Here is a 23,773-nt window from a genome sequence, read left to right as displayed (position 1 = left end):
AGTTGATCAACGCGATCATATTTTTCGTCGGAAACACAAGGAACCTGGCCAAAATAAAGCTGTTCAAGCTGCTGTATTTTCTCGACTTTGAACATTATAAGCAAACTGGTCGAAGCGTTACTGGGCTTGACTATAGTGCGTGGAAAATGGGTCCTGTCCCAAAGGATCTTTTTGACGAAATCGAGTGCCCGAGCGACGATCTCGCCGCGGCAATCAAGTTTGGCGAAAAATATATCAGCTTCGATAGGCCGCCAATGCTTGTCATCACACCGTTAAAGGAGTTTTCTAGCGAACATTTTACGAAACGTGAAATGCGACTGCTCAGAGACTTATCAAAAGAATATTATAATGCGCGCGCGGACGAAATGATCGAGGCGACGCATCTGGAAAATATGCCGTGGGACCAGGTTTACAATAAGCAAAATAAGCCTTTGCATGGAATACCTTATTCGCTTGCCATAAGAAAAGATGAGGCAGACAGGATGTCTAAGGTTGCAGAGGAGCGAGATGAACTTATGAGGGCACTTGGATGACTCCAGGGTCTGTTTTCTTTGACAGGCTCTTTAAATTCAAGGATGAAGAAACTGGAAGAAAACTTTTCGTAGCGCTTGGCTCAGTTGACGGTGTTTACGTTGTCGCGAAAACTACATCTCAGCAGCATGGTAGAGGCCGTGTTTTTGGATGTCAGCCCACCGACCGATTTCATAATTTCTACCTTCCGCCTTCAAGCTGCGGCTTGGACGGCGAAACTTGGGTATGCTTGGACGAGTTTTACGAATTCGATGCTGCGACCGTACTAAGGAAAAAATTTGGCGGCGTCATAGATGCCATTTGCGATTTGCCTGCCGCTATTATGAAAGACTTACAGGCTTGCGCTTTAGGCAGCGATGATCTTAGTGAATTGCATGAACGCGCGATTAGGGCGTCTTTAGTTTGATATTCTTGTTTTGGCAGCGGCATCTACTGATGTCGCTGCCAGTAGCCCTTCCAAGTCCGGCTCACGCCTGATGCCATCACCAGTCGGATCACGTGGTTGAAGGCGCGGCCGTTGTCGAGACGGCGGAAATCCTCCTTCCAAGCCGCTTCGGCCGCGTACTGGTGGAGGTAGCGAGCGGTCACGAAGTGGTGCTGGCCGCTCACCATGCGACGGAGGCGGGCGAAGTAGCTCTCGGCTTGGTTGGTGTTGGCGCCATCGGCTGAGTACGCCTCGGTGTGATTGATGCGGCCAGCGTCGGGGAAGCGGGCCTCAAGCTCATCCCAATGCGTCGCCTCGTCGGCGTAAACCTTGGTGCCCTTGGCGACGTGCGTCTCGGCCAGCTTCACGCCTTCGGCCTCTCGCTTGGCGACGAACGTGAGGGTGCGGCCAAGGCGCTCGCGCATGACGATGACGACGCGGCGCTCCGTGCTCAGGTGCTCCTTGCGGCGGCGGTCCTTGCGGTCCTCCTTGCGGTTCTCAGGACGCACGGTGCCGCCGAAGTAGGCGCCGTCGATCTCGACTTCGCCCGCTAGCGTGGCGTCCCTGTGCTCAGCCGACAGCGCCTCGCGCAGCTTGTGCGCCAGGACGAAGGCCGTCTTGTAGGACACGTCAAGATCGCGGCCGAGTTGGAGCGCGGACAGGCCCTTCACCGCGTTCACGAAGATCGCGATGCCGGCGCACAGGTCCATGAAGGACAGCTTGCGCGAGGCGAAGATGGTCCCGCTCGTGACGCTGAACTGCGTGCCGCAACCGGCGCACTTGAAGCGACGGCGCGTGCTGATGTCGTAGTGGTCTAGGCAGCCGCACTTCGGGCAAACGGGCTCACCGTCCGTCTCGGGCCAACGAAGGCGCCGGAAGGTGTCATAGGCCGCGTCCTCGCCGGCCTTGTAGATGGCCTTGAGGGAGAGGGTACGGGCCTGGGCCGAGAGGAGGAAGTGGGAAGGCATTGCCATCGCGTCCGGTGCTTATGCATCGCATATGATGGCATGGCTGCACCGTAGTCAAGGGCAAAAGCATCGCGTATGATGGCATGAGCCATTGCATAGGATGCATCATGTCTGAGGGAACTGAAGAGGCTTGGGATGCGCGGGTGAAAGGCATCCTCAAGGCCGAGCTAAAGCGGAAAGGCGTGACTTACGCGCAGCTCGTAGACAAGCTGGCCGCCGTTGGCGTGAAAGAGACAGAGCCCAACATTCGCAATAAAATGGCCCGCGGCAAGTTTACCGCCGTGTTTTTTGTTCAATGTCTCGCTGCAATAGGTGTTGACCAACTGTCTATCAAATAACTCCGGCGGGATCCCTCCGTTGAAAGACCGGAATGTGCTCAGAAAACGACCGGTAGATTTCTCTGTAGGATTTTTGCGGAACGATCAGTTGTACACGTTTGAATGCTACACTTTGAAACGTGCAGTTGATAAAGACCGGGGCTCCTACAATCGCATCTTGTGGTCTTAGCTCAAGGGGATGCCCCACATCTTCAAGCTTGAAATTGCCTATGAAGTTAGTATCTCCATCCATCACCATGCATGCGGGCCCAATGAACTTGCATTCTGTGAACAGCTTGCCGTCAACGGCAATCATTTTGCCATTGGTGGACAGCTGAGAGAGAAGTCTCTGCAAGTCAATTTCAATGCCGTGGAAGACTGATTTGGATAGGTCTATGGCCTGGTCGCGGCGCGTGGCTTCGCGTCGTCGCCACGCGAAGGCCATCTCTACAAGGAACATGAGCGCGAAAGCAGAACCTGCGCCTAACCAGAAGGGGCCAATCCACTCAAGCATGGTGGCACTCCACGGCCCAACATGCTCGCGTAGAAACGGCGTAGCGGTGTCCTTCCAGAAATCTTGAACCGTAACATCGAAGATCGCCTTGAGGGCGGCGGCCAGAAGTGCGCCCAAGAACCCCAACAGGACGCTGACAAGAAATGGGGTGCGCGGCTTGAGCATGAGTCCAACATGCCGCGTAAACGTTCATGCGGCGAGAGCCTTGATGCCTTCGTGGGGTATCCAAATCCCGTTCTCCTACTTGGCCTTGAGGTAAGCACCACAAACGGTGGCAGAAGCCATCACGAGTGGTGCATTTGCTCCATAAGGCCGCGCAGGTGCATCGAGGTGCCGCCGAGCGGGACTGGCAGCCGGCACTGGGCCAGCGCCGGGTTCAGGACATCGAACAGGCCGGCATATTCCAGGGCATAGGCGCGGGTGAGCCAGGAATCATCGGCGTTGTCGATCACGAGCCGGCCCTGCAGACAGGCGGTCCGCTCGGGCAGGCGCGCGAACAGCGCGGCGGCCAGCCGCAACTGCCCGGGGTCGGGATCGTCCTCGGCGTCGAAGACCGTGAGCAGGTTCCCGCGGGCCAGCGGCAGCCCGGCATTGAGCGCCCGCGGCTTGGTGCGTGGGGTACCTGGCGGCACCGTGATCACCTCGAACCGGGCGGGCAGGGGGATCGGCGCGAGCACCGCCGCTGTCTCCGGATCACCGGCCTCGATCAGCAGCTTGATGTCGAGCTTGGCCGGGGGATAGTCGAGGGCCGCCAGGGCCCGCAGCAGGGCCGGAACCACCGCGGCCTCCCGGTAGAGCGGGACCAGGATGGTATAGACGGGCAGGGCCGCATCGGTGAGCGGCGGCACCTCGACGGTGACCGGGGCCGCGATCGCCACGGCTGCGAGGCGGACGGTCGTCATGGCCAGGAACAGGCTTTGCGCGGCGAGCACCACCGCGCCGGCGATCGGCGCCGGGAGCGCCGCGCAGAGGCAGAGCCCCGCGATCGAAACGAGGGCCAGGACCAGAAGCCTCCAGACGGCCGGCTCACGCGCGGTCGCCCGCTCCGGCGCGCACCGTGCGCGGTCGTGCGCCGCATAATCCGCCACCTGCGCCGGGATCGCGGCGAACACGGCCTCGCGTAGGTGGGTTGGGCTGGTGATGGCCGCCGGACCGGCCGGACGCCGGCCGTCCAGCAGTGCGGCGATCACCCGGCCGCGGGGGGCCAGCACCCAGGGCGCCACCGATCCCGGCGCCAGCATCGCGAGACCCGAGACTACGGTCCCGGGGAAGCACAGGCCCGGACCGAACGGGATCGACCCGTCCAGATAGGGGGCGCCAAGCGCCCGGGCGAGGGCGCGGTAATACGCCGCCTCCTCCATCAGGCCGGCATTCAGCAGCGCGGTCGCGGCGTCCGTGCCGGCCTGAGCCGCATCGGCGGCGGTTCGGATCAGCAGCCGCTCCGCGACCCCCTCGGTGCGAAGGAAGGCGATCTCCGGCGGCAGGGCCGCCGACGCGCGCTGGAACGGCACGCCGCGCTCCCCCGCTGACCTCAGGACGTGGTAGGGACCGGAGGTGAGCCAGTCCCCGCCCCCGCGCTCCAGCAGGAGCACCGCCCCCACCTCGGAGCCGTCTCTGAACGCATTGCAATCAGAGACGGCCCCAAGCCCTTGTTTATGCCCGCTCTCTTGCGCCGACCTTGTGTCCGCTCCGGACCGGGTTCGCGCGGCGGGGGCGGGCCGGCGGCGCGCACCCGTCTGGCTCCCAGCGGCCGTGATCGCCGTCGCCCTGTGCGGCGTGTGGGGTGGGCCGCGCAGGGCCGCTGCGGCGGAGACGCAGGCCGCGCCGCCCGCCGTGACGGTCCCGGATTTCTGGAACCCGCGCAGCCGCGGCGAGCGGGTGGAGGCCCCCCAGACCGGCCGGGCGGTCCGCTTCCTCACGGACGACGAGTTCCCGCCGCTGCACTTCGCCGGCCCCGACGGCAACCCGACCGGCTTCGTGGTCGAGCTCGCCCGCGCGGTCTGCGAGAAGCTCGCCATCACCTGCACCGTGCAGGCGCGCCGCTTCGACACCCTGCTGGACGCGCTGGACAGCAAGCAGGGCGACGTGGTCGCCGCCGCGATCCCCCTGACGGCGAAGCTGCGCGAGAAGTTTCTGGCGACGCGGCCGTATTTCCGCTGGCCGGCGCGCTTCGCGGCACGGACCGACAAGGGTCTGCCGGTCCCCTCGGCGGCGGCGCTCGCGGGCCGCAGCGTCGGGGTGCTCGGCAACAGCGCGCATGCGGCCTACCTGAAAGCCTTCTTCCCGAAGGCCGTCCCGAGGGACTTCACCGATCTGACGGCGGCCGAGAGTGCGCTGAAGCGCGGCGAGATCGACTACCTGTTCGCCGACGGCCTGAACCTCGCCCTCTATGTCGGCGGGCAGGACGCGGAAAATTGCTGCGCGCTCATCGGCGGCGATTATCTGGAGAACCGCTATTTCGGGGAGGGGATCGGCCTGATCACCCGCCCGGAGGACGCCGCCCTCTCCCGGGCGCTGGACGACGCGCTCCAGCGGGTCTGGGACGACGGGAAGTATACGGAGCTGTACCTGCGGTTCTTCCCCGTCAGCCCGTTCTGAGGGGGCGAGAGGCTTCCACCGGATTCGCGAATCGGGGATCCTGCACGGCATTGGGTCTCCATGGATCAGGAGCGGCGCATGACCGATCTGCTCGAAAAGGCCGTGGCGAAGGCACGGGTTCTCGCACCGGAGATGCAGGACGAGATCGCCCGCCTGATGCTGGCCTTCGTGGATGACGGGGCCTCCCTCTATCGGTTCACGCCGGAGGAAGAGGCGGAACTCGACGAAGCCGAAGCGGCGGCTGCACGGGGCGACTACGCTACGGATGCGGAGGTGCGCGCCATTTGGGCCAAGCATGGGCTGTGAGACTGCGGCTGACCCGCCCCGCGGCCGACCAGCTCGATAGCCTGCTCACCTACATCGCCCAGCGAAACCCGCACGGCGCGCGTTGTGTGCAGAAGCGTCTGCAGGCGCTCATGGACCTTCTGCTGCACCATCCGTTCGTGGGTTCGATGACGGCCCGCGGCGGCGTCAGGCGCGTCGTGGCGCGTCCCTATCCCTATGCCATCACCTATCGCGTTGCGGATGACGAGATCCTCGTCCTCGGGATTCGCCACACCGCTCGGCAGCCACAGGCTTGAACGCCGGCGCGGGCGCCGCGTCGCCCCTCTCACACAGCCCTGGAACCCCGGATTGCGCCCCCGGGCGTTCCGCTCCGGCGCGAACCGCTCTAGGGTGCGCGCTTCGCATTTTCCTCACATCCCGAAGACATGTCCGCCGCACCCCCAGCCCTGACCCTCGACCCCGACACCATCGAGGCCGCCGCCAACGCCGCCGCCTGGCCCTTCGAGGAGGCGCGCAAGCTCGTGGCGCGGCTGGAGAAATCCGGCAAGCGCGAGGTGCTGTTCGAGACCGGCTACGGCCCCTCGGGACTGCCGCATATCGGCACGTTCGGGGAGGTCGCCCGCACCTCCATGGTGCGCCACGCCTTCCGGGTGCTCACCCGCGATGCGGTGCCGACCCGGCTGATCGCCTTCTCGGACGACATGGACGGGCTGCGCAAGGTGCCCGACAACGTCCCGAACCGGGAGATGCTGGCCGCCCATCTCAACCAGCCGCTCACCCGCGTGCCGGACCCGTTCGGCACCCATGACAGCTTCGGGGCGCACAACAACGCCGAGTTGCGCCGCTTCCTCGACGCCTTCGGGTTCAGTTACGAGTTCCGCTCGGCCACCGAGTGCTACCGCGCGGGCGTGTTCGACACGGTGCTGCTGCGCGTGCTCGAACACTACGACGCCGTGATGGAGATCATGCTGCCGTCGCTGCGCGCCGAGCGCTCGGCGAGTTACTCGCCGTTCCTGCCGCTCCACCCGGTCACCGGCCACGTGATGCAGGTGCCGATCGACGAGGTGAAGGCCGAGAGCGGCACCATCGTGTGGCGCGATCCCGAGACCGGCGAGCGCTACGAGACGCCGGTGACCGGCGGCCACGCCAAGCTGCAATGGAAGCCCGATTGGGCGATGCGCTGGGTGGCGCTCGGCGTCGATTACGAGATGGCCGGCAAGGACCTGATCGACTCGGTCAAGCTCTCGGGCAAAATCGCCCGGGCGCTCGGCGGTGAGCCGCCGGAGGGCTTCAACTACGAGCTGTTCCTTGACGAGAAGGGCCAGAAGATTTCGAAGTCGAAGGGCAACGGCCTGACGATCGACGACTGGCTCAAGTACGGCACGCCGGATTCGCTGGCCCTGTTCATGTACAACAAGCCGCGCGAGGCCAAGCGTCTGTTCTTCGACGTGATCCCCCGGCACGTGGACGAGTATATCGGCTTCCTCGACCGCTATGCCGGCCAGGACGCGAAGCTGCGGCTGGGCAACCCGGTCTGGCACCTCCACGCCGGCAACCCACCCGAGCCCGAGCGGGTGGAGGGCGCGAGCCTGACCTTCGCGATGCTGCTCAACCTCGCCGCGGTCGCCAACACCGAGGATCCGGCGGTGCTGTGGGGCTTCATCCGCCGCTACGCGCCACAGACCGGGCCGGAGACCCATCCGGGCCTCGACCGGCTGGTGAAGCACGCGCTGACGTATTTTTCGGATTTCGTGCGGCCCGCCAAGACCTACCGGGCGCCGACTCCCGAGGAGCGGGCGGCGCTGGAGGACCTGTCGGAGACGCTGGGCGAGCATGCGGGCTCCACCGATCCGGAGGCCCTGCAGGCGGCTGTCTACGAGGTCGGGCGGCGCCACTTCCCCGATACGTCCGGCAAGGCCAAGAGCCCGGACGGGCGGCCCGGCGTGTCGCAGGCGTGGTTCACGAGCCTCTACAACGTGCTGTTCGGCGAGGCGCGCGGACCCCGGCTCGGCTCCTTCGTGGCACTTTACGGAGTGGAGGAGACGCGGGGGCTGATCCAGTCTGCCCTGTCGGGGGCGCTGGTGGCCGAGCACGAAGCCTTCGCGGCCGGCAAGACGGCGGCGTGAGCGCGCAATGATCGTCGACAGTCTCGCCGCCCTGGAGGCGATCTACCACGCGCCCCTGGCGGCCGCGTCCACGGTCAAGGTGGCGGCCTCGGTCACGCCGGATTACGCGGCGCTGATCGACGCCTCGCCCTTCGCGGTGCTGGCGACGAGCGGTCCGGAAGGGCTCGATTGCAGCCCGCGCGGGGACCGGCCGGGCTTCGTGCGGGTCGCCGACCCGCGCACGCTGATCCTGCCGGACCGGCGGGGCAACAACCGGATCGACTCGCTGCGCAACATCGTGCGCGATCCCCGGGTGGCGCTGCTGTTCCTGATCCCGGGCTCGGGCACCACGCTCCGGGTGAACGGGCGGGCGGTGATCTCGGCCGATCCGGATCTGCTGGCCTCCTTCAGCGTCGACGGCCACGCGCCGCGCACCGCGCTCGTGATCACCGTGGAGGCGATCTACTTCCAGTGCGCACGGGCGATCATCCGGGCGGGGCTGTGGGATCCGGAGTCCCGCATCGATCCGGCCAGCCTGCCGAGCCCGGGGGCGATCCTGGGGGCGCTCACCGCGGGCGAGGTCGGCGGCCCGCGCTACGATGCGGAGTGGCCGGAGCGGGCCGCGAAGACGATGTGGTGAGGGACGGCTCGTCGAGATCGGCGAGGGCGGCATCGAGGAAGGCGCCCAACGCCTCATCGGCCGCATCGGCTTGCGCGACCAGCAGCGACTGGCGGCGGCATTCCGCGACAAAGCCCGGCTGGCTCGTGTCCTCAGGGTCCCACGTTACCTGCGCGACCATCGGCGTCCCGCTCTTTATCATGGGTCAGGGTGCGGCAAGCGGGCGACGGCCGTCAAGACGGGCGGGGACCCCGGCCGTCACCGTCCGGCCTCACCCCACCAGCGCCAGATCCTGCGTCTCGGTATCGGGAATCACATCCACCTCGACCTTGAGGCGCTGCTTGCCCGAGCCGCTGACGATGCCGTCGACCGGCGCCACGTCGCCGTAATCCCGGCCGCGGGTCACCACGATGTGGTCGTCCCGCACCGCCACGCCGTTGGTCGGGTCGAGGCCGAGCCAGCCCGCGCCGCACCAGACCGCCACCCAGGCGTGACTCGCATCCGCCCCGCGCAGGCGCGGGCGGCCGGGCGGCGGCACCGTGCGCAGGTAGCCGCTGACATAGGCGGCCGGCAGGCCCATCCCGCGCAAGGCGGCGATCATCACGTGGGCGAAATCCTGGCAGACCCCAGCCCGCAGCGCGAAGGATTCGGACAGCGGCGTGTAGACGTTGGTGGCCCGGGCATCGAAGCGGAAATTCCGGCCGATCCGCAGCATCAGGTCGTGGGCCGCCCCGTAGGCGCTGCGGCCGGCGGCAAAGCTCGGCCGCGCGTAGTCGGTCACCTCGGGCAGCAGCGGCACCCGGCCGCTCGGAAACAGGAAATGCACCGGCGCCCGGCCGCCGAGGTCGCGCCCCGCCACCACCGCATCGCGGACCTGCTCCCAGGCCATCCCGGATTCCGGCGGCGGCGGCTCGGGGCGCTCGACCCGCACGGTAGAGAGCGCCTCGACGCTGAAGGTGGTGTGGGGCGTCTCCAGGGTGATCGCCAGGGCGTCGATCCCGAAATAATCGTGCCGCGTCATCGCGGTGGCAGGGCTCGGGTCGATCGTGACGGCGCTCGCCAGCACGCTCTGGCCCTCGCCATCCTGCGGCTTGAGCCGCAGGGTGCAGCGGGCGAAGCGCACCGGCCGGCCGTAGCGGTAGGTGGTGCGGTGGCGCAGCGTATAGATCACGCCAGCCCCATCAGCTTCTCTGGGCGCAGGGCGTTCGGCCCCGTCGGGAAGTAGCGCGCCGCGATGCCGTCGGCGAGGCGCTCGAGGTCGGACTCCAGGGCGGTGAGGCGCACGGCGTCGAAATCGGCCGCCTCGCCGCTGCGCAGATCCGCCAGGATGCGGATCGCGAGGCGGTGATGCGGCTCCGGGATGCCGTCGGCGGCCAGCGCCGGCAGGTCGGCGAGGTGCCGGGTGATCGCCTCCGCCTGGAAGGCGATCGAACGCGGGTTGTAGGGGTCGAGCAGCACCATGTCGCGCACGGGGTCGAGGGCCGCCCCCTGCAGGTAGCGGCGCCCGTAGCTGATCTGCGAATCGCAGAGCGACAGCATCACCCCGAGGCAGCCCGGCGTCGCCTCGTCGTTGGCGAAGGCCAGCGCGAAGGTGCAGGTGTTGATCGCCCGCTCGACCCGCCGACCGAGCTCGACGAAGTGCCAGCCCTCCGCCCGGCTCATGTTCTCGTGGGTGAGGCCCGAGAGCGCCGCGAGCTGGCTCAGCGCCCGCTCGGCCCGGCCCGTGAGCTGGGATTCGGCCAAGGCCCGCTCGGTGTCGAGGGAGAGGGATTCGCCGAGATCGGCCAGCACCCGCCAGACCTCGCCGGAGAGGCGGGCGCGCAGGGCGGCGGCGTTGCGACGGGCCGACCCGATATGCGCCCAGGCCGAGCCCGACCGCTCGCGCCCGGAGAGTGCCTCCTGGGCGAGGCGGGCGGTGGGCAGGTCGGGCGCACCGATGGCGGCCCATTCGTGCAGGAGGCCGCGCAACGCCAGGGCGGCCGGCGTGTCGAGGGCCCCCGAGATGTCGGTGCCGACCGCGTCGCCGACGCTGCGCAGATGGGCCAGCACCAGCCGGATCACCGCCTCGCTGCGCTCCAGGTAGCGGCCGAGCCAGAACAGGCCGTCGGCCGCCCGGGCGGGGAGGTGGCCGCCGACCCGCCGCACCCGCGGGGCCGCGTGCGAGCCGATCAGGGGCGCGGCGATCGGTTTCTCCGAGAGGATCCAGACATCCGCCGAGCGGATGCCGAGCCGCAATTCGATCGGATCGACATCCTCGCGCTCGGCGAACCGGCAGAAGCCCCCGGGCATGACCTGCCAGCCGAGCGGGGTCCGCGTGGCGAAGACGCGGACCACGAAGGGGCGGGGCACCAGAGAAAGCCCCTCCGGGCCGCGCTCCCAGCCCGGCATGGTCGAGAGCGGCGCGGCCTCCTGGGCGACGTAGTCGAACGGCCGGTCGCGCAGGGCCGCCACCACCCGCTCGCGCTCCGCCGCCAGGACCGGACCCGCCAGGATCGCGTCGCGCCCGGCCCCGCGCTGGGGTGTGGCGACCGGGCGCAGGGTCAGGCTGTCGAGGTTGGCCTGGGCATGGCCCAAGCCCTCGAGGTCGCCGCACCACCATGTCTGCGGATGGCCGAGGCGCAGGGGCTCGCCCAGCACCCGGCGGGCGATGCCGTCGAGATAGGGGGCGAGCGCCGCCGACTCCACGAGCCCCGAGCCCGGCATGTTGGTCACCACCAGGGAGCCGTTGCGCAGGGCCTCCAGGATGCCGGGGACGCCGAGCCGCGAGGCCGGGTTCAGTTCCAGGGGATCGAGGAAGTCGGCGTCGATCCGGCGCCACAGGGCGTCGGCCCGCTTCAGGCCCGAGACGGTGCGCACGTGCAGGCGCCCGTCCTGCATGACGAGGTCGTCGCCCTCCACCAGCATCAGGCCGAGATAGCGGGCGAGCGCCGCCTGCTCGACATAGGTGCTGCTGTAGGGGCCGGAGGTCAGGAGGCAGATCCGCGGGTCGATCCGCTCCGCGCCCAGCGCCAGCCCGTCGCGAAACGCCTGGAAGAAGGCCGGCAGGCGCTCGACATGGAGGTCCTGGAAGAAATCCGGGAAGGTCCGCGCCAGGACCATCCGGTTTTCCAGCGCCCAGCCGAGGCCCGAGGGGGCCTGCGTCCGGTCGGCGAGCACCTGCCAGCGCCCGTCCGGCCCCCGGCCGAGATCGGCGGCGTAGAGCTTCAGGTAATGGCCACCGGGGGGCATGACCCGGTGGAGCGGGTGCAGGAATTCCGGCGTGCCGGCCACGATCGCGGCGGGGAGCAGCCCCTCCGCGACCAGCCGTCCATCCCCGTAGACGTCAGCGAGGATCGCCTCCATCAGCTCCGCGCGCTGGACGATGCCGGCGCTCAGCGTCTCCCACTCGGGCCCCTCGATCACCAGGGGCAGGCAGCCGAGCGGCCAGGGATGCTCGCGCTGGTCGCCGGCGATCCGGAACGAGATGCCCGCGTCGCGGATGTGCCGCTCCGCCGCGACGAAGCGGGCCAGGATCTCCGTCTCGGTGAGGCCGCCGAGATGGTCGAGGAGGCGCGGCCAGGCCCCGCGGGGCTGGCCGTCGGGACCCAGGAACTCGTCCGGCCGGCCGGGGGCAGGGCGGTAATCCGCGGCCCACCGGGCGACGCGTGCCCGCGGGTCCTCCGCCGGCTCGGCTCGGGCGAGACTCTCCGCGAGCGCCGCCTCCATCACGGCCCTCCGGTCATTGCGGGGCCGGCGTGCGCAGGTCGAGGGTCAGCGGGAATTCCGCGCTCGATTCCGGCCGGGGCATCACGATCTGGCCCGGTGTGTGGCCGTGCGGCTGGAACCGGGCGAGGCGCCGACCCTCGGCCTCGTAGGCGTTGACCGGGTGGGTCTCGTAGTTGCGGCCGCCCGGATGGGCGACGTGGTAGCGGCAGCCGCCGAGGGAGCGTCCGCTCCAGGCATCGAGGATGTCGAAGGTCAGCGGTGCGTGGGCGGGGATGGTCGGATGCAGCGAGGAGGCCGGCTGCCACGCCTTGAAGCGCAGCCCCGCCACGGCCTCGCCGCCGCGGCCGGTGGAGGTCATGGGCAGCCGCCGGCCGTTGCAGGCGATGACGTGCCGCTCGGGCACGAAGCCCTCGACCTTGACCTGCAACCGCTCGACCGAGCTGTCGACGAAGCGCACGGTGCCCCCGCTGGTCCCTTCCTCGCCCATGACGTGCCAGGGCTCCAGCGCCTGACGCAGCTCCATCCGGACCCCGCCCTGCTCGATCGTGCCGAACACGGGGAACCGGAACAGGGCCTGCGCCTCGAAGGCGACCGGATCGAAAGCGTAGCCTGCCGCCCGCAGATCCTCCAGCACCCCGAGGAAGTCGGACCAGAGGAAATGCGGGAGCATGAACCGATCGTGGAGGTTCGTGCCCCAGCGGACACAACTCCCGGTCTGCGGCTCGCGCCACAGCCACGCCACGAGGGCACGCAGCAGCAATTGCTGGGCGAGGCTCATCCGGGCGTCCGGCGGCATCTCGAAGGCGCGGAACTCCAGGAGGCCGAGGCGTCCGGTCGGCCCGTCCGGCGAGTAGAGCTTGTCGATGCAGATCTCGGCCCGGTGGGTGTTGCCGGTGACGTCCACGAGGATGTTGCGGAAAACCCGGTCGACCAGCCAGCGCGGGATGTTGGGCGCGTCGGGGGCGGGGATCTGGGCCAGCGCGATCTCCAGCTCGTAGAGCCCGTCGTGACGGGCCTCGTCCATGCGCGGGGCCTGGCTGGTCGGGCCGATATAGAGGCCCGAGAACAGGTAGGAGAGCGACGGGTGGCGCTGCCAGTAGAGCACGAGGCTCTTGAGCAGGTCGGGCCGGCGCAGGAACGGGGAATCGTCCGGCGTGACCCCGCCCATCACCACGTGGTTGCCGCCGCCGGTGCCGGTGTGGCGCCCGTCGGTCATGAATTTTTCCGCGCCGAGCCGGGTCTGGCGGGCCTCGGCGTAGAGGTCGGTGGTGATCGCCACCGCCTCCCGCCAGGAGGCGGCCGGGTGGACGTTCACCTCGATCACGCCGGGATCGGGCGTCACCTTGATCACGCCGATCCGCGGGTCGTAGGGCGGCTCGTAGCCCTCGATCTGGATCGGCAGGTTCAGCGCGGCCGCCGCCGCTTCGAGGTGTCCGGCGAGTTCGAGATACTCGTCGACGCGCTGCACCGGCGGCATGAACACCCGCACCACCCCGTCCCGGGGCTCGATCGACAGGGCCGTGCGCACCGCGACGCCTGTGATCCCCGCGCCGTTGGCGGTTGTCTCGCCGGGATGCCCGTCGGGTAGGGCCGCGCGGGGCTCCAGGGGGTCCTGCGGCTGGTAGTAGGGGTAGTGCTCCGGGGGCACGTAGGGCAGGGACGACAGGGGTAGGCGGAAGCCCACCGGCGAATCCCCCGGCACCAGGAAGGCGCCGCCGCGCCGGAATTCCCACTTCTCCGAGATCCAGACCCGGTCGGCATCGCCGTCCTGGCCGGTGGGGAGGCTGGCGAGCGGCAGGACGTAGCCGGCCGCCTCGCCCAGGCCGCGGGCGTAGACGCGCTTGATCCGGGCGTCGAACTCCACCGAGCCGGACCGGGCCTCGGCGGGCGTGACGTTGACCGGCAGCGCCGCGACCTTCTTCTCCCAGAGGTCGCCGTCCTCGAAGGCCGGGAAGACGTAGTCGGGCAGGCCGAGGCGGCGGGCCACCCCGTCGGCCAGCGCCTTGGCCTGCGCGATGGTGGCCTGACCTCCCTCTCCGGCGATCACCTCCGGGGCGATCAGGGCCGGATCCTGCCAGATCGGCTTGCCGTCCTTGCGCCAGTAGAGCGCGAAGGCCCAGCGGGGCAGGCTCTCGCCGGGATACCACTTGCCCTGGCCGTAATGCAGCAGGCCGCCCGGCCCGAACCGGTCGCGCAGGCGCCGGATCAGCTGGTCGGCGCGGCTGCGCTTGGTCGGGCCGACCGCGGCGATGTTCCACTCGGGCGACTCGAAATCGTCCACCGACACGAAGGTCGGCTCGCCGCCCATGGTCAGCCGCACGTCCTGCGCCAGGAGGTCAGCGTCAACCCGCTCGCCCAGCGCGTCCATGTCGGCCCAGACCGCCTCCGAGAACGGCTTGGTAATCCGCGGCGTCTCGGCGACCCGGGTGATCGCCATCCGGAAGTCGAAGTCCGTCTTGGCCGGCTCCATCGCCCCCGAGATCGGCGCCGCCGAATGGTAGTGCGGCGTCGCGGCCAGCGGGATATGGCCCTCGCCGGTGAGCAGCCCCGAGGTCGCGTCCATGCCGACCCAGCCGGCGCCCGGCAGGTAGACCTCGGCCCAGGCGTGCAGATCCGTAAAGTCGGCGGACGCCCCGGTCGGGCCGTCGACCGCGGTCGTGTCGGGCACGAGCTGGATCAGGTAGCCGGAGACGAACCGGGCCGCGAAGCCGATCCGGCGCAGCACCTGCACGAGCAGCCACGCGGAATCCCGGCACGACCCGCTCTTGAGCCGCAGGGTCTCGGCGGGCGTCTGGACGCCGGGCTCCATGCGGACGCCGTAGGCGGTCTCTCGGGCGATCTGGGCGTTCAGCGCCACCAGGAACTGGACGGTGCTGGGCTCCTCGGGCAGCCGGGCGAGCAGCGCCTCCATCTCGGGGCACTCTGCATCGACCGGAGTGCGGTAGGGGGCCAGCTCCTCGGCGAGATCCGGGTCGTACGTGAAGGGCCGGGTTTGCGCGTAATCCTCCACGAAGAAGTCGAACGGGTTGATCACCGCCATGTCGGCGGTGAGATCGACCTCGATCTTCAACTCGTCGGTCTTCTCCCGGAAGACGAGGCGGGCGAGCCAGTTGCCGCTCGGATCCTGCTGCCAGTTCAGGAAGTGGTTGGCGGGCGTCACCGTCAGCGCGTAGGCCGGGATCTTGGTGCGCGCGTGCGGAGCCGGGCGCAGGCGGATCACCTGGGGACCCAGGCTGATCGGCCGGTCGTAGCGGTAATGGGTGACGTGGTGCAGGGCGGCTTTGATCGACACGATGGCTCCGTCGAAAGGATCGAACGCGGTTCTCGATGCCGGTCCCGGGCGCCGGACCCCACCGCGCCGTTATGCGCTACAGACGTGCCGACAAGCAATTTCCGTGCGGTGGCTTGCGCGCCGGCCCGGGCGTCTGGCAGGAACTTTGCCCCGCGGCTCCGCTTGACCGGCAGGTGGGCCGGATGCCGGCCCGGGACGGCCCGATGAAGATCTTCCAGTGCCAGGCCTGCGACCAGCCGGTCACCTTCGAGGCGACCGCCTGCGAGAGCTGCGCCCGGCGCCTGGGCTACGTCTGCGCGGTCCACGAGGTCTCGGCCCTGGAGCCGCAGGGGCTCTCGGCGCACCCGCTGATGGGCGGCGCGCAGGTCTTCCACGCCTACGCGGATCCCGGCGGACGCTACCGCCTGTGCAACAACGCCCTCTCGGAGGCCTGCAACTGGCTGGTGCCGGAGGACAGCCCGGACATCTTCTGCACCGCCTGCCGCCACAACCGGGTGGTGCCGGACCTCTCGCGGGGCTGGAACCTCACCCGCTGGCGCCAGATCGAAGCCGCCAAGCGCCGGCTGTTCTACTCGCTGCTGCGCCTGGAACTGCCGCTCGCCACCCGCGCCCAGTACACGGACGGGCTGGCCTTCGACTTCCTGGTCGACCCGAGCGAGAGCTTTGCCGGCGGGCCGCCGGTGCTGACCGGGCACATCAACGGCCTGATCACCATGAACATCGCCGAGGCCGACGATGTCGAGCGGGAGCGCCGCCGGATCCTGTTCGGCGAGCATTACCGCACCCTGCTCGGCCATTTCCGGCACGAGATCGGGCATTATTTCTGGTATCTGCTGGTGCTGAACAGCCCGACCTGGGAGCCCTTCCGGGCTTTGTTCGGCGATGAGCGCGCGAACTACGTCCAGGCCCTGCAGGACCATTACGCGAAGGGCGCGCCGGCCGACTGGGACGAATCCTACGTCTCGGCCTACGCCACCGCCCACCCGTGGGAGGATTTCGCCGAGACCTTCGCGCATTACCTGCACATCGTCGACACGGTGGAGACCGCCTCGACCTTCGAGCTGCACGTGCGTCCGCGCCTGCGCCACGGGACCCAGGCGCCCACCGTGATCGACTTCGACCCCTACAACACCCTCGACCTCGACCGGCTGATCGCCGCGTGGCTGCCGCTGACCTACGCGATCAACTCGCTGTCCCACAGCATGGGCCAGCCGGCGCTCTACCCGTTCAAGCTGACGCCGACGGTGATCGCCAAGCTCGCCTTCGTGCATGAGCGGGTCTACGCGTCGCGCACCGGCACCCTGCCGGATGCCGGCGAGGCGGGGGCCGAGATGCTGCGCGCGGTGATCCTGGGGCTGCGCCAGAGGGTGGCGGCGGCGACGGGGTGAAGATAGTTTCACCGGCGCGGGAGCGGCTTCAGGGTGATGAATCGCGCCGTCCGCGACGGATCGCCGTCATCGATCTGCCAGACGGTCCTGACCTGTGGGTCCAGTCCGATCAACGCTGCGAGCGGTCCCTCGAAGTAGAGCTTGATGGCCTCATAGCCGGGACGGACGCCCCGGAAATTCGCCCGGCAACGATGCCTGTGTAGCGCGTCCCTGAGGTCATCCGGGTTGCGCGGCGTGAAGCCGAACACCGCGAGGAAGCGGCATTTCGCGGCGCCGTCCTTGTGATCCAGGTTGAGCAGATAAGCCGCTATCTTGGCGGGGGCGATGTGAAAGCGGGAGGGCCAGTCCGCTTCACCGAGGGTCACCTGACCGCCCGTTCGACGAGGCGCACCGCGGCGGCCTCGACCGTCGCCAGCGTGTCGACGGGCTCCGTGAACTCGACCTCGAACGCCGCACCGTCGGCGTAGACCGCGACCACGGTCCCCGTCGCGCCGACCGGCACCATCAGGTCGTCGTCGCCCGTCACGGCCTGAAGAACCCGCACCCGATCGAGTTCGCGGACCGGACCGTCCGTCTCAGCCCCGGCGGGCGGCACCGACGTTTTCGAAAGCTGGGCTCGCATGGCGCACACGATAATCCTCCCTCTCTCGATCGCAACGCAGACTCTTGCCCCTCACGGCCCCCCATGCCGCGCCGCGAAGGCACGGAACGCCTCCAGCGTCTCGGCGCTGACATGGTGCTCGATCCCCTCGGCGTCCCGCCGGGCGGTCTCGGAACTCACCCCCAGCGCGCAGAGGAAGCGCTCGACGATCCGGTGGCGCTCCCGGGCCTGGGCGGCGAGCCGCCGGCCGGCCTCGGTCAGGAACACGCCGCGATAGGGCCGCTGCTGGACGAGCCCGTCCTCGCACAGGCGCTTGAGCATCTTGGCGACGGTCGGCTGCGCAACGCCGAGGCGCGCCGCGATGTCCACCTGCCGCGCCTCGCCGCCGTCGCCGATCAGGTCGTCGATCAGCTCGACGTAATCCTCGACCAGTTCCGAGCGCCGCGCCTCGCGGGCTTGGCGAAAACTTTCCACATGGCGCTCGGGATCGACCAAAGCGGTCTCGGGCGCGCCCTGCTCGGACGGTTCCTGCATGGGCTCTCCCTCTCGGCACGCACGCGCCGCCCCGCGCCTGTCTAGCAAAAACCCGCACCGGCAGGGGAGTCCCGCACACGCGATACGAGCCCCTTGAATCTCACGGCCGCAGCCCTGAATATAGCCTGCGCTATATTTTTGAGGAGAGGGTCTGAGCATGGTGGCGCCGAACGCCGCGACCGCCCCGGTTCGCGCCGCGCCGGGGGCGATGAGCCGGCGGACCGAGGGCGCGATCCGCGACGTGCTCGACGGGCGCAGGAGCGGCCGCGGCCGGTTCCTGCTGTTCGTGGGGCCGGCCGTGACGGCCTCGATCGCCTACATGGACCCCGGCAACTTCGCCACCAACATCCAGGCCGGCGCCCGCTACGGCTACGGCCTGCTCTGGGTGGTGCTGCTCGCGAACCTGACCGCGATGCTGTTCCAGGCGCTCTCGGCCAAGCTCGGGATCGTCACCGGAAAGAATCTCGCCGAGCATTGCCGGGACGCCACGAGCCGCCCGGTGCGCCTTGCCCTCTGGGGCATCAGCGAGGTCGCCGCCATGGCCACCGACCTCGCGGAGTTCCTCGGCGGCGCCATCGGCCTGTCGCTGCTCACCGGCATGCCGCTGATGGCCGGCATGGCGGTCACGGCGGTGGTCACCTACGCGTTCCTGCTCCTGGAGCACGAGGGGTTCCGGCCGCTGGAGATCGCCATCGGCGTCATGGTCGGCACGATCGGCCTCTGCTACGCGGTCGAGCTGCTGGTGGCCCCGGTGGCCTGGGGCGCGGCGGCCAAAGGTCTCGTCACCCCACGCATTCCGGACGCAGAGGCGCTGACCATCGCGGTGGGCATCATCGGCGCCACCGTGATGCCGCACGCGCTGTTCCTGCATTCGGGCCTGACCCAGGGGCGGGGCAATCCCCGCACCGAGGCCGACCGGCGGTTGCTGGTCCGCTACTCGAACCGCGAGGTGGTGGTTGCGCTGATGCTGGCGGGCCTCGTCAACATCGCGATGGTGATCATGGCGGCGGCGGCCTTCCATCTCGGCCACAGCGAGATCGCCGAGATCGGCGAGGCCTACCGGACCCTGACGCCGCTGCTCGGGCCCGCCGCGGGGGCGGCCTTCCTGGTGTCGCTGCTCGCCTCCGGGATCTCCTCCTCGGTGGTCGGCACGCTCGCCGGGCAGATGGTGATGCAGGGCTTCACCGGATGGCGGATCCCGCTCCTCGTCCGCCGGCTCGCGACCATGCTGCCGGCCTTCGTGGTGGTGGCGATCGGGATCGACCCGACCCGGGCGCTGGTCCTGTCGCAGGTGGTGCTGTCGCTCGCCCTGCCGGTGCCGATGGTGGCTTTGGTGGTGTTCACCCGGCGCCGGAGCGTGATGGGGCCCTTTGCCAACGGGCCGCTGACCCAGGCGGCGGCCGTGGCGGGGGCCGCGGTGGTGCTCGGGCTCAACATGGTGCTGCTGGCGGCGGCCTTCGGGGTTCCGGTGCCGGGATTGGGGTGAGAGCCCCCCTCATGTCGCCCGCACCACCACCTCCACCAGATTGGCGCCCCCCGACCGGATCCCCGCCTCGATCGCCGGGGCGATATCGGCGGCGGCGGTTACCTGCCGGGCCGGCACGCCCATCGAGGCGGCGAGCGCCGGAAAATCGATCCGCGGATCGGTGAGGTCCATGGCGATGAAGCGGTTGGCGCGCACCGAGGCGTAGTGCGCCTGGCCCTTCATGAAGGTCTTGAGGATGTTGTACTCGGCGTTGTTGATCACCACGAAGGTGACCGGCAGCTTCTCGTGCGCGGCCGTCCAGAGGGCTTGCGGCGAGTACATGGCCGCCCCGTCGCCCACGACGCAGACCACGGGCGCGCGGTCGAGACCCAGCGAGAAGCCCACCGCGGCCGGCATGCCCCAGCCGAGCACGCCGCCGCGCATCGCTGCGTATTGGTGGGCCGAGGGGCTGTCGAGGAAGGTACGCAGGTGGGTCAGCGTCGCGGGGGCCTCGTCCACGATGGTGGTCTCGGCCCCGACCGCGCGGGCCACCTCCCGGGCGGCGACCAGCGGCGCGATCACCGGATCCTCGAAGGCGGCATCGGCGGCGGCGGCGAGCTTCGCCCGGCGCTCGGCCCGGGCGGTCACCGCCTGGGTGCGCAGCTCCGCGAACATCTCGGCCCGGTCGGCGAGGCGAGGGCTCAGCAGCGGCAGCAGGGCGTCGAGCGAGGCGCGGATGTCGCCCACCGTCGACAGGGATGTGGCGTAGGTCCGCCCGAGGTCGCGCACGTCGGCCGAGAGCTGAAACACCTGAACCCCCGGCGGCACCGCCGAGACCTCCGAGTAGAGCACGGTGATCAGCGACTTGCCGCCGAGCGCGAACACCGCGTCGTAGCGCCCGAGGATCTCCGCGATGGCGTCCGCCCGGGTCGGCAGGTTGCCGGCCCAGAGCGGGTGTGCGGTCGGGAACGGGATGTGGGCCGGCCAGGACGAGCCGTAGACTGGCGCCGCCAGCAGGTCGGCGAGCGCCACCATCTGCGCGGAAGCGTCCGAGGCGTCGATCTCGTCGCCCGCGATCAGGGCGAGCCGGCCCGGGGCGATCGCGGCGAGCTTTTCGGCCAAGCGATCGAGGGAGCCCGCCACCGCCCGCTGGTCGATGGTCGAGGTCTCGCCCGCGGGGACCGTGCTCATTGCCTCCATCACGTCCATGGGCAGGGACAGGAAGACCGGGCCGGAGGGGGCCGCCCCCGCATCGTGGAAGGCGCGGCGCAGCAGAATCGGGATCTGGTCGGGGCTCGTCACCTCGCGGGCCCATTTCATCACCGGGTCGGCGATGGCCACGAGGTCGCCCATCAGGAGCGGGTCGGTCAGCGCGTGGCGGAGATCCTGCTGCCCCGCGGTGACCACGAGCGGCGTGCCCGAGACCTGGGAATTCACCAGCCCGCCCATGGCGTGGCCGAGGCCCCCCGCCGTGTGCAGGTTGAGGAAGGCGGGCCGCCGCGCCCCCTGCGCGTAGCCGTCCGCCATCGCCACGGCGGTCGCCTCCTGCAGGGCGAGGATGTAGGCGATGTCGGGCGCCTCGGTGAGCGCGTCGATGAGCGGCAATTCGGTCGTGCCGGGATTGCCGAAGATGTAGCGCACGCCCTCCGAGCGCAGCACCTCCACCAGGAGGTCGGCGCCCCGACGGCGGCCTGCCGCGTCCACCGATTCGATCCCCATGCCCACCCCCACAGAAGCGGATGCGAGGCTAGACGATGGGCGCTCCAGGGCAAGACCAAGCCGCCTGCCGAGGGTGGACCGGCCTTCGATCGGGCCATCGCCGGTCCCATCAAGCCGATAGAGGCGCGGCGCATGGTCGACTTGCGGACGCTCCGGTCGCATGGTGCAACGGCTCACGAGCCCGTGAACGGGGATCGCCCTGCGGCCGGAAAGGCGGCTGGAGGATCCGGCTACGCGACGTCGCCCGTTGGAAGGACACCATGGACCAGCGGACGCCGCCCGATCTGAGCCGCGACGCCGAAGCCGCCGCGCGCGCGGTGTCCCTGTCGGCGGCGCACCGCGCTGGCGGCCAGGATCGCGACGATGGATTCCCTGGCGACGATGTCGCCGACCTGGCTCGGCTGGGCCTGCTCGCCGCGCCGATCCCGACCGCGCTGGGCGGGGCAGGCCTCGGCGAGGAGCCCGGCGCCGGCATACTGGCCGAGGTTTTGCGCCTCATCGGCTACGGCAGCCTCGCCCTCGGACGGCTCTACGAGGGCCATGTCAACGCGCTTCAGCTCGTCGGCCAGTACGGCGACACCGGGCAGCGCGCGCGCCTGTTCGCCGATGCCCGTGCGGGCCACCTGTTCGGCGTCTGGAACACCGAGCCCTCGGGGGCGGGCCTCGCCCTGGCTGCGGATGGGGACGGCCTGTCCTTGAGCGGTGCCAAATCCTTTGCCTCGGGCGCGGGCTTCGTGACCCGCGCTCTGGTGACGGGGCAATGTCCGCGCGGCGGCGGGACCCTCATGCTGGTGGTGCCCCTGGAGCCGGGCACCCGGGCCGACCTGTCGGCGTGGCGGGCGCAGGGCATGCGGGCCTCGGCGACCGGAACCCTCGATTTCGGCGGGATCGCCCTCTCGGACGGGGACATCCTCGGCCAGCCGGGCGACTATTTCCGCCAGCCGGCCTTCTCGGGGGGCGCGTGGCGGTTCACGGCGGTGCAGCTCGGCGGCATCGAGGCGGTGTTCGACGCGTGGCGGGCGCATCTCGTGCGCCTCGGGCGCGGGGCCGATCCGCATCAGCTCGCGCGCCTCGGGGAGGGCGCCATCGCGGTCGAGGGGGCGCGGCACTGGGTGGCGCGGGCGGCCGCCCTGGCCACCGGCGGGACGCTGCCGGCCGCACGCGTCGTCGCCTTCGTCAACCTCGCCCGGCTCGCGGTGGAGAAAGCCGGGCTCGACGTGCTGCAGCTCGCCCAGCGCTCCGTCGGCCTGCCGGGCTTCCTGCGCGGGCACCCGCTGGAGCAGCTCTCACGCGACCTCGCCACCTATCTGCGCCAGCCGGGACCCGACCAGGCGCTCACCGGCGCAGCGGCGGAGATCCTGGCGGCCGGGGAGGGGATGGCCGAGCTGTGGGACGGGGGCGTCCCATGACGGGGATCCCGGCCGCCGGGATAGTTCCCGACCGCCCCGAGCCGGCGCAGGCCGTCTGGCGCGACGCGCCGCGGCGCTACGGCCGCGTCAGCCGCGTCTTCCACTGGCTGATGGCGGCCTTGTTCGCGTGGCAGTTCGCGGGGGCGCTGCTCTATGTCGGCCTCGGCGATACGGCACTGACGCGCTTCGTCGGCGGGAGCCACTTCACCCTGGGGGCGACGTTGTTCGCGCTCGTGCTGCTGCGCGGCGCCTGGGGGCTCGCCAATCTCCCGCGACGCCCGTCGCATCGGGGCCGCCTGGGCCGCGCCGCGGTGGCGGGCCATGCCGTGATCTACGCCCTGATGATCGTGGTGCCGGGACTCGCGCTGCTGCGCCAGTACGGATCGGGCAAGCCGTTCACGCCCTACGGAATCCCGCTCATGCCGGGCCGGGACAGCAAGATCGACTGGATGGTGGCCCCGGGCGACCTGCTCCACCATTGGCTGGCCTTCCTCCTGCTGGCGGTGCTGATCGGTCACGTCGCCATGGCCCTGCTGCACCGGGCGCTCTGGAAGGACGACGTGCTGGCGCGGATGACCTGACGGGCCCCGGGACGAGGCGGCGCAGATTGGCCCTGTCCGATCTGGATCTCTGGTTCGGATCTGACGGGCCGATCGTTTGGAACAAGGCCGTCCGGCGCCCTGCGCGCGGCTACCGTCCCTGCGAGCGCGAGCGAAACGATTCAGTCAGCGCTGCGGCGAGCCAGGCCGCGCCGCAGCGCTCGCGCTCGCGATGACGGGGAGCGCTGGCGGCGAAGTCGAGCGCCAAACATCGTGAAGGGCGAGGCGCAGAGCCATGCCCGATCGCGGCGGCAACGTTGCCAGATTATCCTAGATTGTATTGCCTCTTGCTCCCGTAAAACCCTGATTTCATTGAGGATTTGTGATATCGGAGCCACGGTGCCCACCGATTGCGCGGGTGAACGACCTCAGGGGTCGAACAACGACGGCCCGCATCTTGTGGCCAAGCTGCGATCACGTATCAGTGACCGAACGCAATCGTGAAGCGACGCGTGGCTTAAAAAAGGTCGGGGGAAATATGCGGGCCCTTCGTGGCAGTCTCATCGCGTCGGTAGCAATGCTGCCGGGCATCGCGCATGCACAGCAAGCCGTAACACTTGGTGAAATCAGTGTTGTCTCGACGTCGCCGGTCGGGGCCGGCGGCGGCAATTCGAGCGGCGCCCAGAACCTGAACACCCTCGGCCAGATCGTGCCGACCGCCCCCGCCGGGCCGGTCCGCCTGCGCGGCTCCGAGCAGCCG

Annotated in this window: 24 protein-coding genes; 13 read left to right on the top strand and 11 right to left on the bottom strand. The window is 69.4% G+C overall.

Annotated features, from left to right (window positions below; translation table 11 throughout):
- Positions 1-2 precede the first annotated feature (2 nt).
- Both MKK88_RS22860 and MKK88_RS22855 read left to right on the top strand, forming a co-directional pair.
- On the top strand, positions 3-533 hold the full coding sequence (locus MKK88_RS22860) for a Panacea domain-containing protein (protein WP_244003809.1): 531 nt from the start codon (positions 3-5) through the stop codon (positions 531-533).
- Positions 530-937, top strand: coding sequence for a hypothetical protein (locus tag MKK88_RS22855; protein ID WP_244003807.1), 408 nt, complete (start codon positions 530-532; stop codon positions 935-937). Before MKK88_RS22860 ends, MKK88_RS22855 begins: the two co-directional genes overlap by 4 nt.
- 23 nt (positions 938-960) lie before the next feature.
- Here the strand turns inward: MKK88_RS22855 and MKK88_RS22850 are convergent, their stop codons facing one another.
- Positions 961-1,923, bottom strand: coding sequence for an IS1595 family transposase (locus MKK88_RS22850; protein ID WP_244003805.1), 963 nt, complete (start codon positions 1,921-1,923; stop codon positions 961-963).
- Positions 1,924-2,030: 107 nt separating this feature from the next.
- Between MKK88_RS22850 and MKK88_RS22845 the strand changes: the two genes are divergently transcribed.
- A complete protein-coding gene (locus MKK88_RS22845; protein ID WP_244003803.1) occupies positions 2,031-2,261 on the top strand; it encodes a DUF6471 domain-containing protein in 231 nt (76 codons plus the stop codon).
- Here MKK88_RS22845 and MKK88_RS22840 read toward each other — a convergent pair.
- Entirely contained in the window at positions 2,254-2,919 is a 666-nt protein-coding gene (locus MKK88_RS22840; RefSeq protein WP_244003801.1) for a hypothetical protein, read from the bottom strand. The genes MKK88_RS22845 and MKK88_RS22840 overlap by 8 nt on opposite strands.
- Positions 2,920-3,038: 119 nt before the next feature.
- Positions 3,039-4,355: a glycosyltransferase gene (locus MKK88_RS34130; protein ID WP_244003799.1), complete on the bottom strand. Its 1,317-nt coding sequence runs from the start codon at positions 4,353-4,355 to the stop codon at positions 3,039-3,041.
- A gap of 175 nt (positions 4,356-4,530) precedes the next feature.
- Here MKK88_RS34130 and MKK88_RS22830 point away from each other — a divergent pair, with 175 nt between their 5' ends.
- The 5 genes from MKK88_RS22830 to MKK88_RS22810 all read left to right on the top strand — a co-directional run bounded on the left by MKK88_RS22830 (position 4,531) and on the right by MKK88_RS22810 (position 8,382).
- Positions 4,531-5,352, top strand: coding sequence for a transporter substrate-binding domain-containing protein (locus MKK88_RS22830; protein WP_244003941.1), 822 nt, complete (start codon positions 4,531-4,533; stop codon positions 5,350-5,352).
- A 78-nt stretch (positions 5,353-5,430) separates the two neighbouring features.
- Positions 5,431-5,658, top strand: a complete 228-nt coding sequence (locus MKK88_RS22825; RefSeq protein WP_244003797.1) for a hypothetical protein — start codon at positions 5,431-5,433, stop codon at positions 5,656-5,658.
- Positions 5,655-5,933, top strand: a complete 279-nt coding sequence (locus tag MKK88_RS22820; RefSeq protein WP_244003795.1) for a type II toxin-antitoxin system RelE/ParE family toxin — start codon at positions 5,655-5,657, stop codon at positions 5,931-5,933. The genes MKK88_RS22825 and MKK88_RS22820 overlap by 4 nt, the downstream gene beginning before the upstream one ends.
- A gap of 129 nt (positions 5,934-6,062) precedes the next feature.
- Positions 6,063-7,763 (top strand): lysine--tRNA ligase, encoded by a 1,701-nt coding sequence (locus tag MKK88_RS22815; RefSeq protein WP_244003793.1) that lies wholly within the window; start codon positions 6,063-6,065, stop codon positions 7,761-7,763.
- A 7-nt stretch (positions 7,764-7,770) separates the two neighbouring features.
- Positions 7,771-8,382 (top strand): pyridoxamine 5'-phosphate oxidase family protein, encoded by a 612-nt coding sequence (locus MKK88_RS22810; RefSeq protein WP_244003791.1) that lies wholly within the window; start codon positions 7,771-7,773, stop codon positions 8,380-8,382.
- Here the strand turns inward: MKK88_RS22810 and MKK88_RS22805 are convergent.
- The 4 genes from MKK88_RS22805 to MKK88_RS22790 all read right to left on the bottom strand — a co-directional run bounded on the left by MKK88_RS22805 (position 8,309) and on the right by MKK88_RS22790 (position 15,358).
- Positions 8,309-8,542: an antitoxin MazE-like protein gene (locus MKK88_RS22805; RefSeq protein ID WP_244003789.1), complete on the bottom strand. Its 234-nt coding sequence runs from the start codon at positions 8,540-8,542 to the stop codon at positions 8,309-8,311. The two genes, MKK88_RS22810 and MKK88_RS22805, sit on opposite strands and share 74 nt — an antisense overlap.
- 90 nt (positions 8,543-8,632) lie before the next feature.
- The gene (locus MKK88_RS22800) at positions 8,633-9,532 is read right to left on the bottom strand and encodes a transglutaminase family protein (RefSeq protein WP_244003787.1); all 900 of its coding nucleotides are present in this window, start codon (positions 9,530-9,532) and stop codon (positions 8,633-8,635) included.
- Positions 9,529-12,066 carry a circularly permuted type 2 ATP-grasp protein gene (locus MKK88_RS22795; protein WP_244003785.1) on the bottom strand — a complete coding sequence of 846 codons (2,538 nt, stop codon included), beginning with the start codon at positions 12,064-12,066 and terminating at the stop codon, positions 9,529-9,531. The genes MKK88_RS22800 and MKK88_RS22795 overlap by 4 nt, the downstream gene beginning before the upstream one ends.
- A gap of 13 nt (positions 12,067-12,079) precedes the next feature.
- Positions 12,080-15,358 (bottom strand): DUF2126 domain-containing protein, encoded by a 3,279-nt coding sequence (locus MKK88_RS22790; protein ID WP_244003783.1) that lies wholly within the window; start codon positions 15,356-15,358, stop codon positions 12,080-12,082.
- Positions 15,359-15,561: 203 nt separating this feature from the next.
- Here MKK88_RS22790 and MKK88_RS22785 point away from each other — a divergent pair, with 203 nt between their 5' ends.
- Complete coding sequence (locus tag MKK88_RS22785) at positions 15,562-16,746, top strand: putative zinc-binding metallopeptidase (protein WP_244003781.1); 1,185 nt, start codon at positions 15,562-15,564, stop codon at positions 16,744-16,746.
- An 8-nt stretch (positions 16,747-16,754) separates the two neighbouring features.
- Here MKK88_RS22785 and MKK88_RS22780 read toward each other — a convergent pair whose 3' ends face one another.
- The 3 genes from MKK88_RS22780 to mntR are packed head-to-tail and all read right to left on the bottom strand — an operon-like array spanning position 16,755 to position 17,881.
- On the bottom strand, positions 16,755-17,111 hold the full coding sequence (locus MKK88_RS22780) for a DUF6883 domain-containing protein (protein ID WP_244003779.1): 357 nt from the start codon (positions 17,109-17,111) through the stop codon (positions 16,755-16,757).
- Positions 17,108-17,368 (bottom strand): DUF4926 domain-containing protein, encoded by a 261-nt coding sequence (locus MKK88_RS22775; protein WP_244003777.1) that lies wholly within the window; start codon positions 17,366-17,368, stop codon positions 17,108-17,110. The genes MKK88_RS22780 and MKK88_RS22775 overlap by 4 nt, the downstream gene beginning before the upstream one ends.
- 51 nt (positions 17,369-17,419) lie before the next feature.
- A complete protein-coding gene (gene mntR, locus MKK88_RS22770) occupies positions 17,420-17,881 on the bottom strand; it encodes a manganese-binding transcriptional regulator MntR (protein WP_244003775.1) in 462 nt (153 codons plus the stop codon).
- Positions 17,882-18,038: 157 nt separating this feature from the next.
- Here mntR and MKK88_RS22765 point away from each other — a divergent pair, with 157 nt between their 5' ends.
- Positions 18,039-19,367 carry an Nramp family divalent metal transporter gene (locus tag MKK88_RS22765; RefSeq protein ID WP_244003773.1) on the top strand — a complete coding sequence of 443 codons (1,329 nt, stop codon included), beginning with the start codon at positions 18,039-18,041 and terminating at the stop codon, positions 19,365-19,367.
- 9 nt (positions 19,368-19,376) lie between these two features.
- Here the strand turns inward: MKK88_RS22765 and MKK88_RS22760 are convergent, their stop codons facing one another.
- A complete protein-coding gene (locus tag MKK88_RS22760) occupies positions 19,377-21,065 on the bottom strand; it encodes a thiamine pyrophosphate-binding protein (RefSeq protein ID WP_279602473.1) in 1,689 nt (562 codons plus the stop codon).
- Between the two features lie 260 nt (positions 21,066-21,325).
- Between MKK88_RS22760 and MKK88_RS22755 the strand changes: the two genes are divergently transcribed.
- The 3 genes from MKK88_RS22755 to MKK88_RS22745 all read left to right on the top strand — a co-directional run.
- On the top strand, positions 21,326-22,474 hold the full coding sequence (locus tag MKK88_RS22755) for an acyl-CoA dehydrogenase family protein (RefSeq protein WP_244003769.1): 1,149 nt from the start codon (positions 21,326-21,328) through the stop codon (positions 22,472-22,474).
- Positions 22,471-23,055: a cytochrome b gene (locus MKK88_RS22750; protein ID WP_244003767.1), complete on the top strand. Its 585-nt coding sequence runs from the start codon at positions 22,471-22,473 to the stop codon at positions 23,053-23,055. Before MKK88_RS22755 ends, MKK88_RS22750 begins: the two co-directional genes overlap by 4 nt.
- Before the next feature lie 496 nt (positions 23,056-23,551).
- On the top strand, positions 23,552-23,773 hold a 222-nt coding region (locus MKK88_RS22745; RefSeq protein ID WP_244003939.1), incomplete at its 3' end, for a hypothetical protein.

The organism is Methylobacterium sp. E-005 (assembly GCF_022829725.1).
GTDB lineage: Bacteria > Pseudomonadota > Alphaproteobacteria > Rhizobiales > Beijerinckiaceae > Methylobacterium.
The sequence above is the reverse complement of the archived record's forward strand: the minus strand, read 5'-3'. Positions and strand labels throughout refer to the sequence as shown.

What these genes read in the sequence shown, in the direction of transcription:
- MKK88_RS22805 (WP_244003789.1), bottom strand. Translation starts at nt 8,542, where the DNA reads ATGGTCGCGCAGGTAACGTGGGACCCTGAGGACACGAGCCAGCCGGGC.
- MKK88_RS22750 (WP_244003767.1), top strand. Translation starts at nt 22,471, where the DNA reads ATGACGGGGATCCCGGCCGCCGGGATAGTTCCCGACCGCCCCGAGCCG.
- MKK88_RS22760 (WP_279602473.1), bottom strand. Translation starts at nt 21,065, where the DNA reads ATGGGGATCGAATCGGTGGACGCGGCAGGCCGCCGTCGGGGCGCCGAC.
- MKK88_RS22795 (WP_244003785.1), bottom strand. Translation starts at nt 12,066, where the DNA reads ATGGAGGCGGCGCTCGCGGAGAGTCTCGCCCGAGCCGAGCCGGCGGAG.
- MKK88_RS22825 (WP_244003797.1), top strand. Translation starts at nt 5,431, where the DNA reads ATGACCGATCTGCTCGAAAAGGCCGTGGCGAAGGCACGGGTTCTCGCA.
- MKK88_RS22765 (WP_244003773.1), top strand. Translation starts at nt 18,039, where the DNA reads ATGGTGGCGCCGAACGCCGCGACCGCCCCGGTTCGCGCCGCGCCGGGG.
- MKK88_RS22785 (WP_244003781.1), top strand. Translation starts at nt 15,562, where the DNA reads ATGAAGATCTTCCAGTGCCAGGCCTGCGACCAGCCGGTCACCTTCGAG.
- MKK88_RS22810 (WP_244003791.1), top strand. Translation starts at nt 7,771, where the DNA reads ATGATCGTCGACAGTCTCGCCGCCCTGGAGGCGATCTACCACGCGCCC.
- MKK88_RS22775 (WP_244003777.1), bottom strand. Translation starts at nt 17,368, where the DNA reads ATGCGAGCCCAGCTTTCGAAAACGTCGGTGCCGCCCGCCGGGGCTGAG.
- MKK88_RS22855 (WP_244003807.1), top strand. Translation starts at nt 530, where the DNA reads ATGACTCCAGGGTCTGTTTTCTTTGACAGGCTCTTTAAATTCAAGGAT.
- MKK88_RS22840 (WP_244003801.1), bottom strand. Translation starts at nt 2,919, where the DNA reads ATGCTCAAGCCGCGCACCCCATTTCTTGTCAGCGTCCTGTTGGGGTTC.
- MKK88_RS22815 (WP_244003793.1), top strand. Translation starts at nt 6,063, where the DNA reads ATGTCCGCCGCACCCCCAGCCCTGACCCTCGACCCCGACACCATCGAG.
- MKK88_RS22755 (WP_244003769.1), top strand. Translation starts at nt 21,326, where the DNA reads ATGGACCAGCGGACGCCGCCCGATCTGAGCCGCGACGCCGAAGCCGCC.
- MKK88_RS22845 (WP_244003803.1), top strand. Translation starts at nt 2,031, where the DNA reads ATGTCTGAGGGAACTGAAGAGGCTTGGGATGCGCGGGTGAAAGGCATC.
- mntR (WP_244003775.1), bottom strand. Translation starts at nt 17,881, where the DNA reads ATGCAGGAACCGTCCGAGCAGGGCGCGCCCGAGACCGCTTTGGTCGAT.
- MKK88_RS22850 (WP_244003805.1), bottom strand. Translation starts at nt 1,923, where the DNA reads ATGCCTTCCCACTTCCTCCTCTCGGCCCAGGCCCGTACCCTCTCCCTC.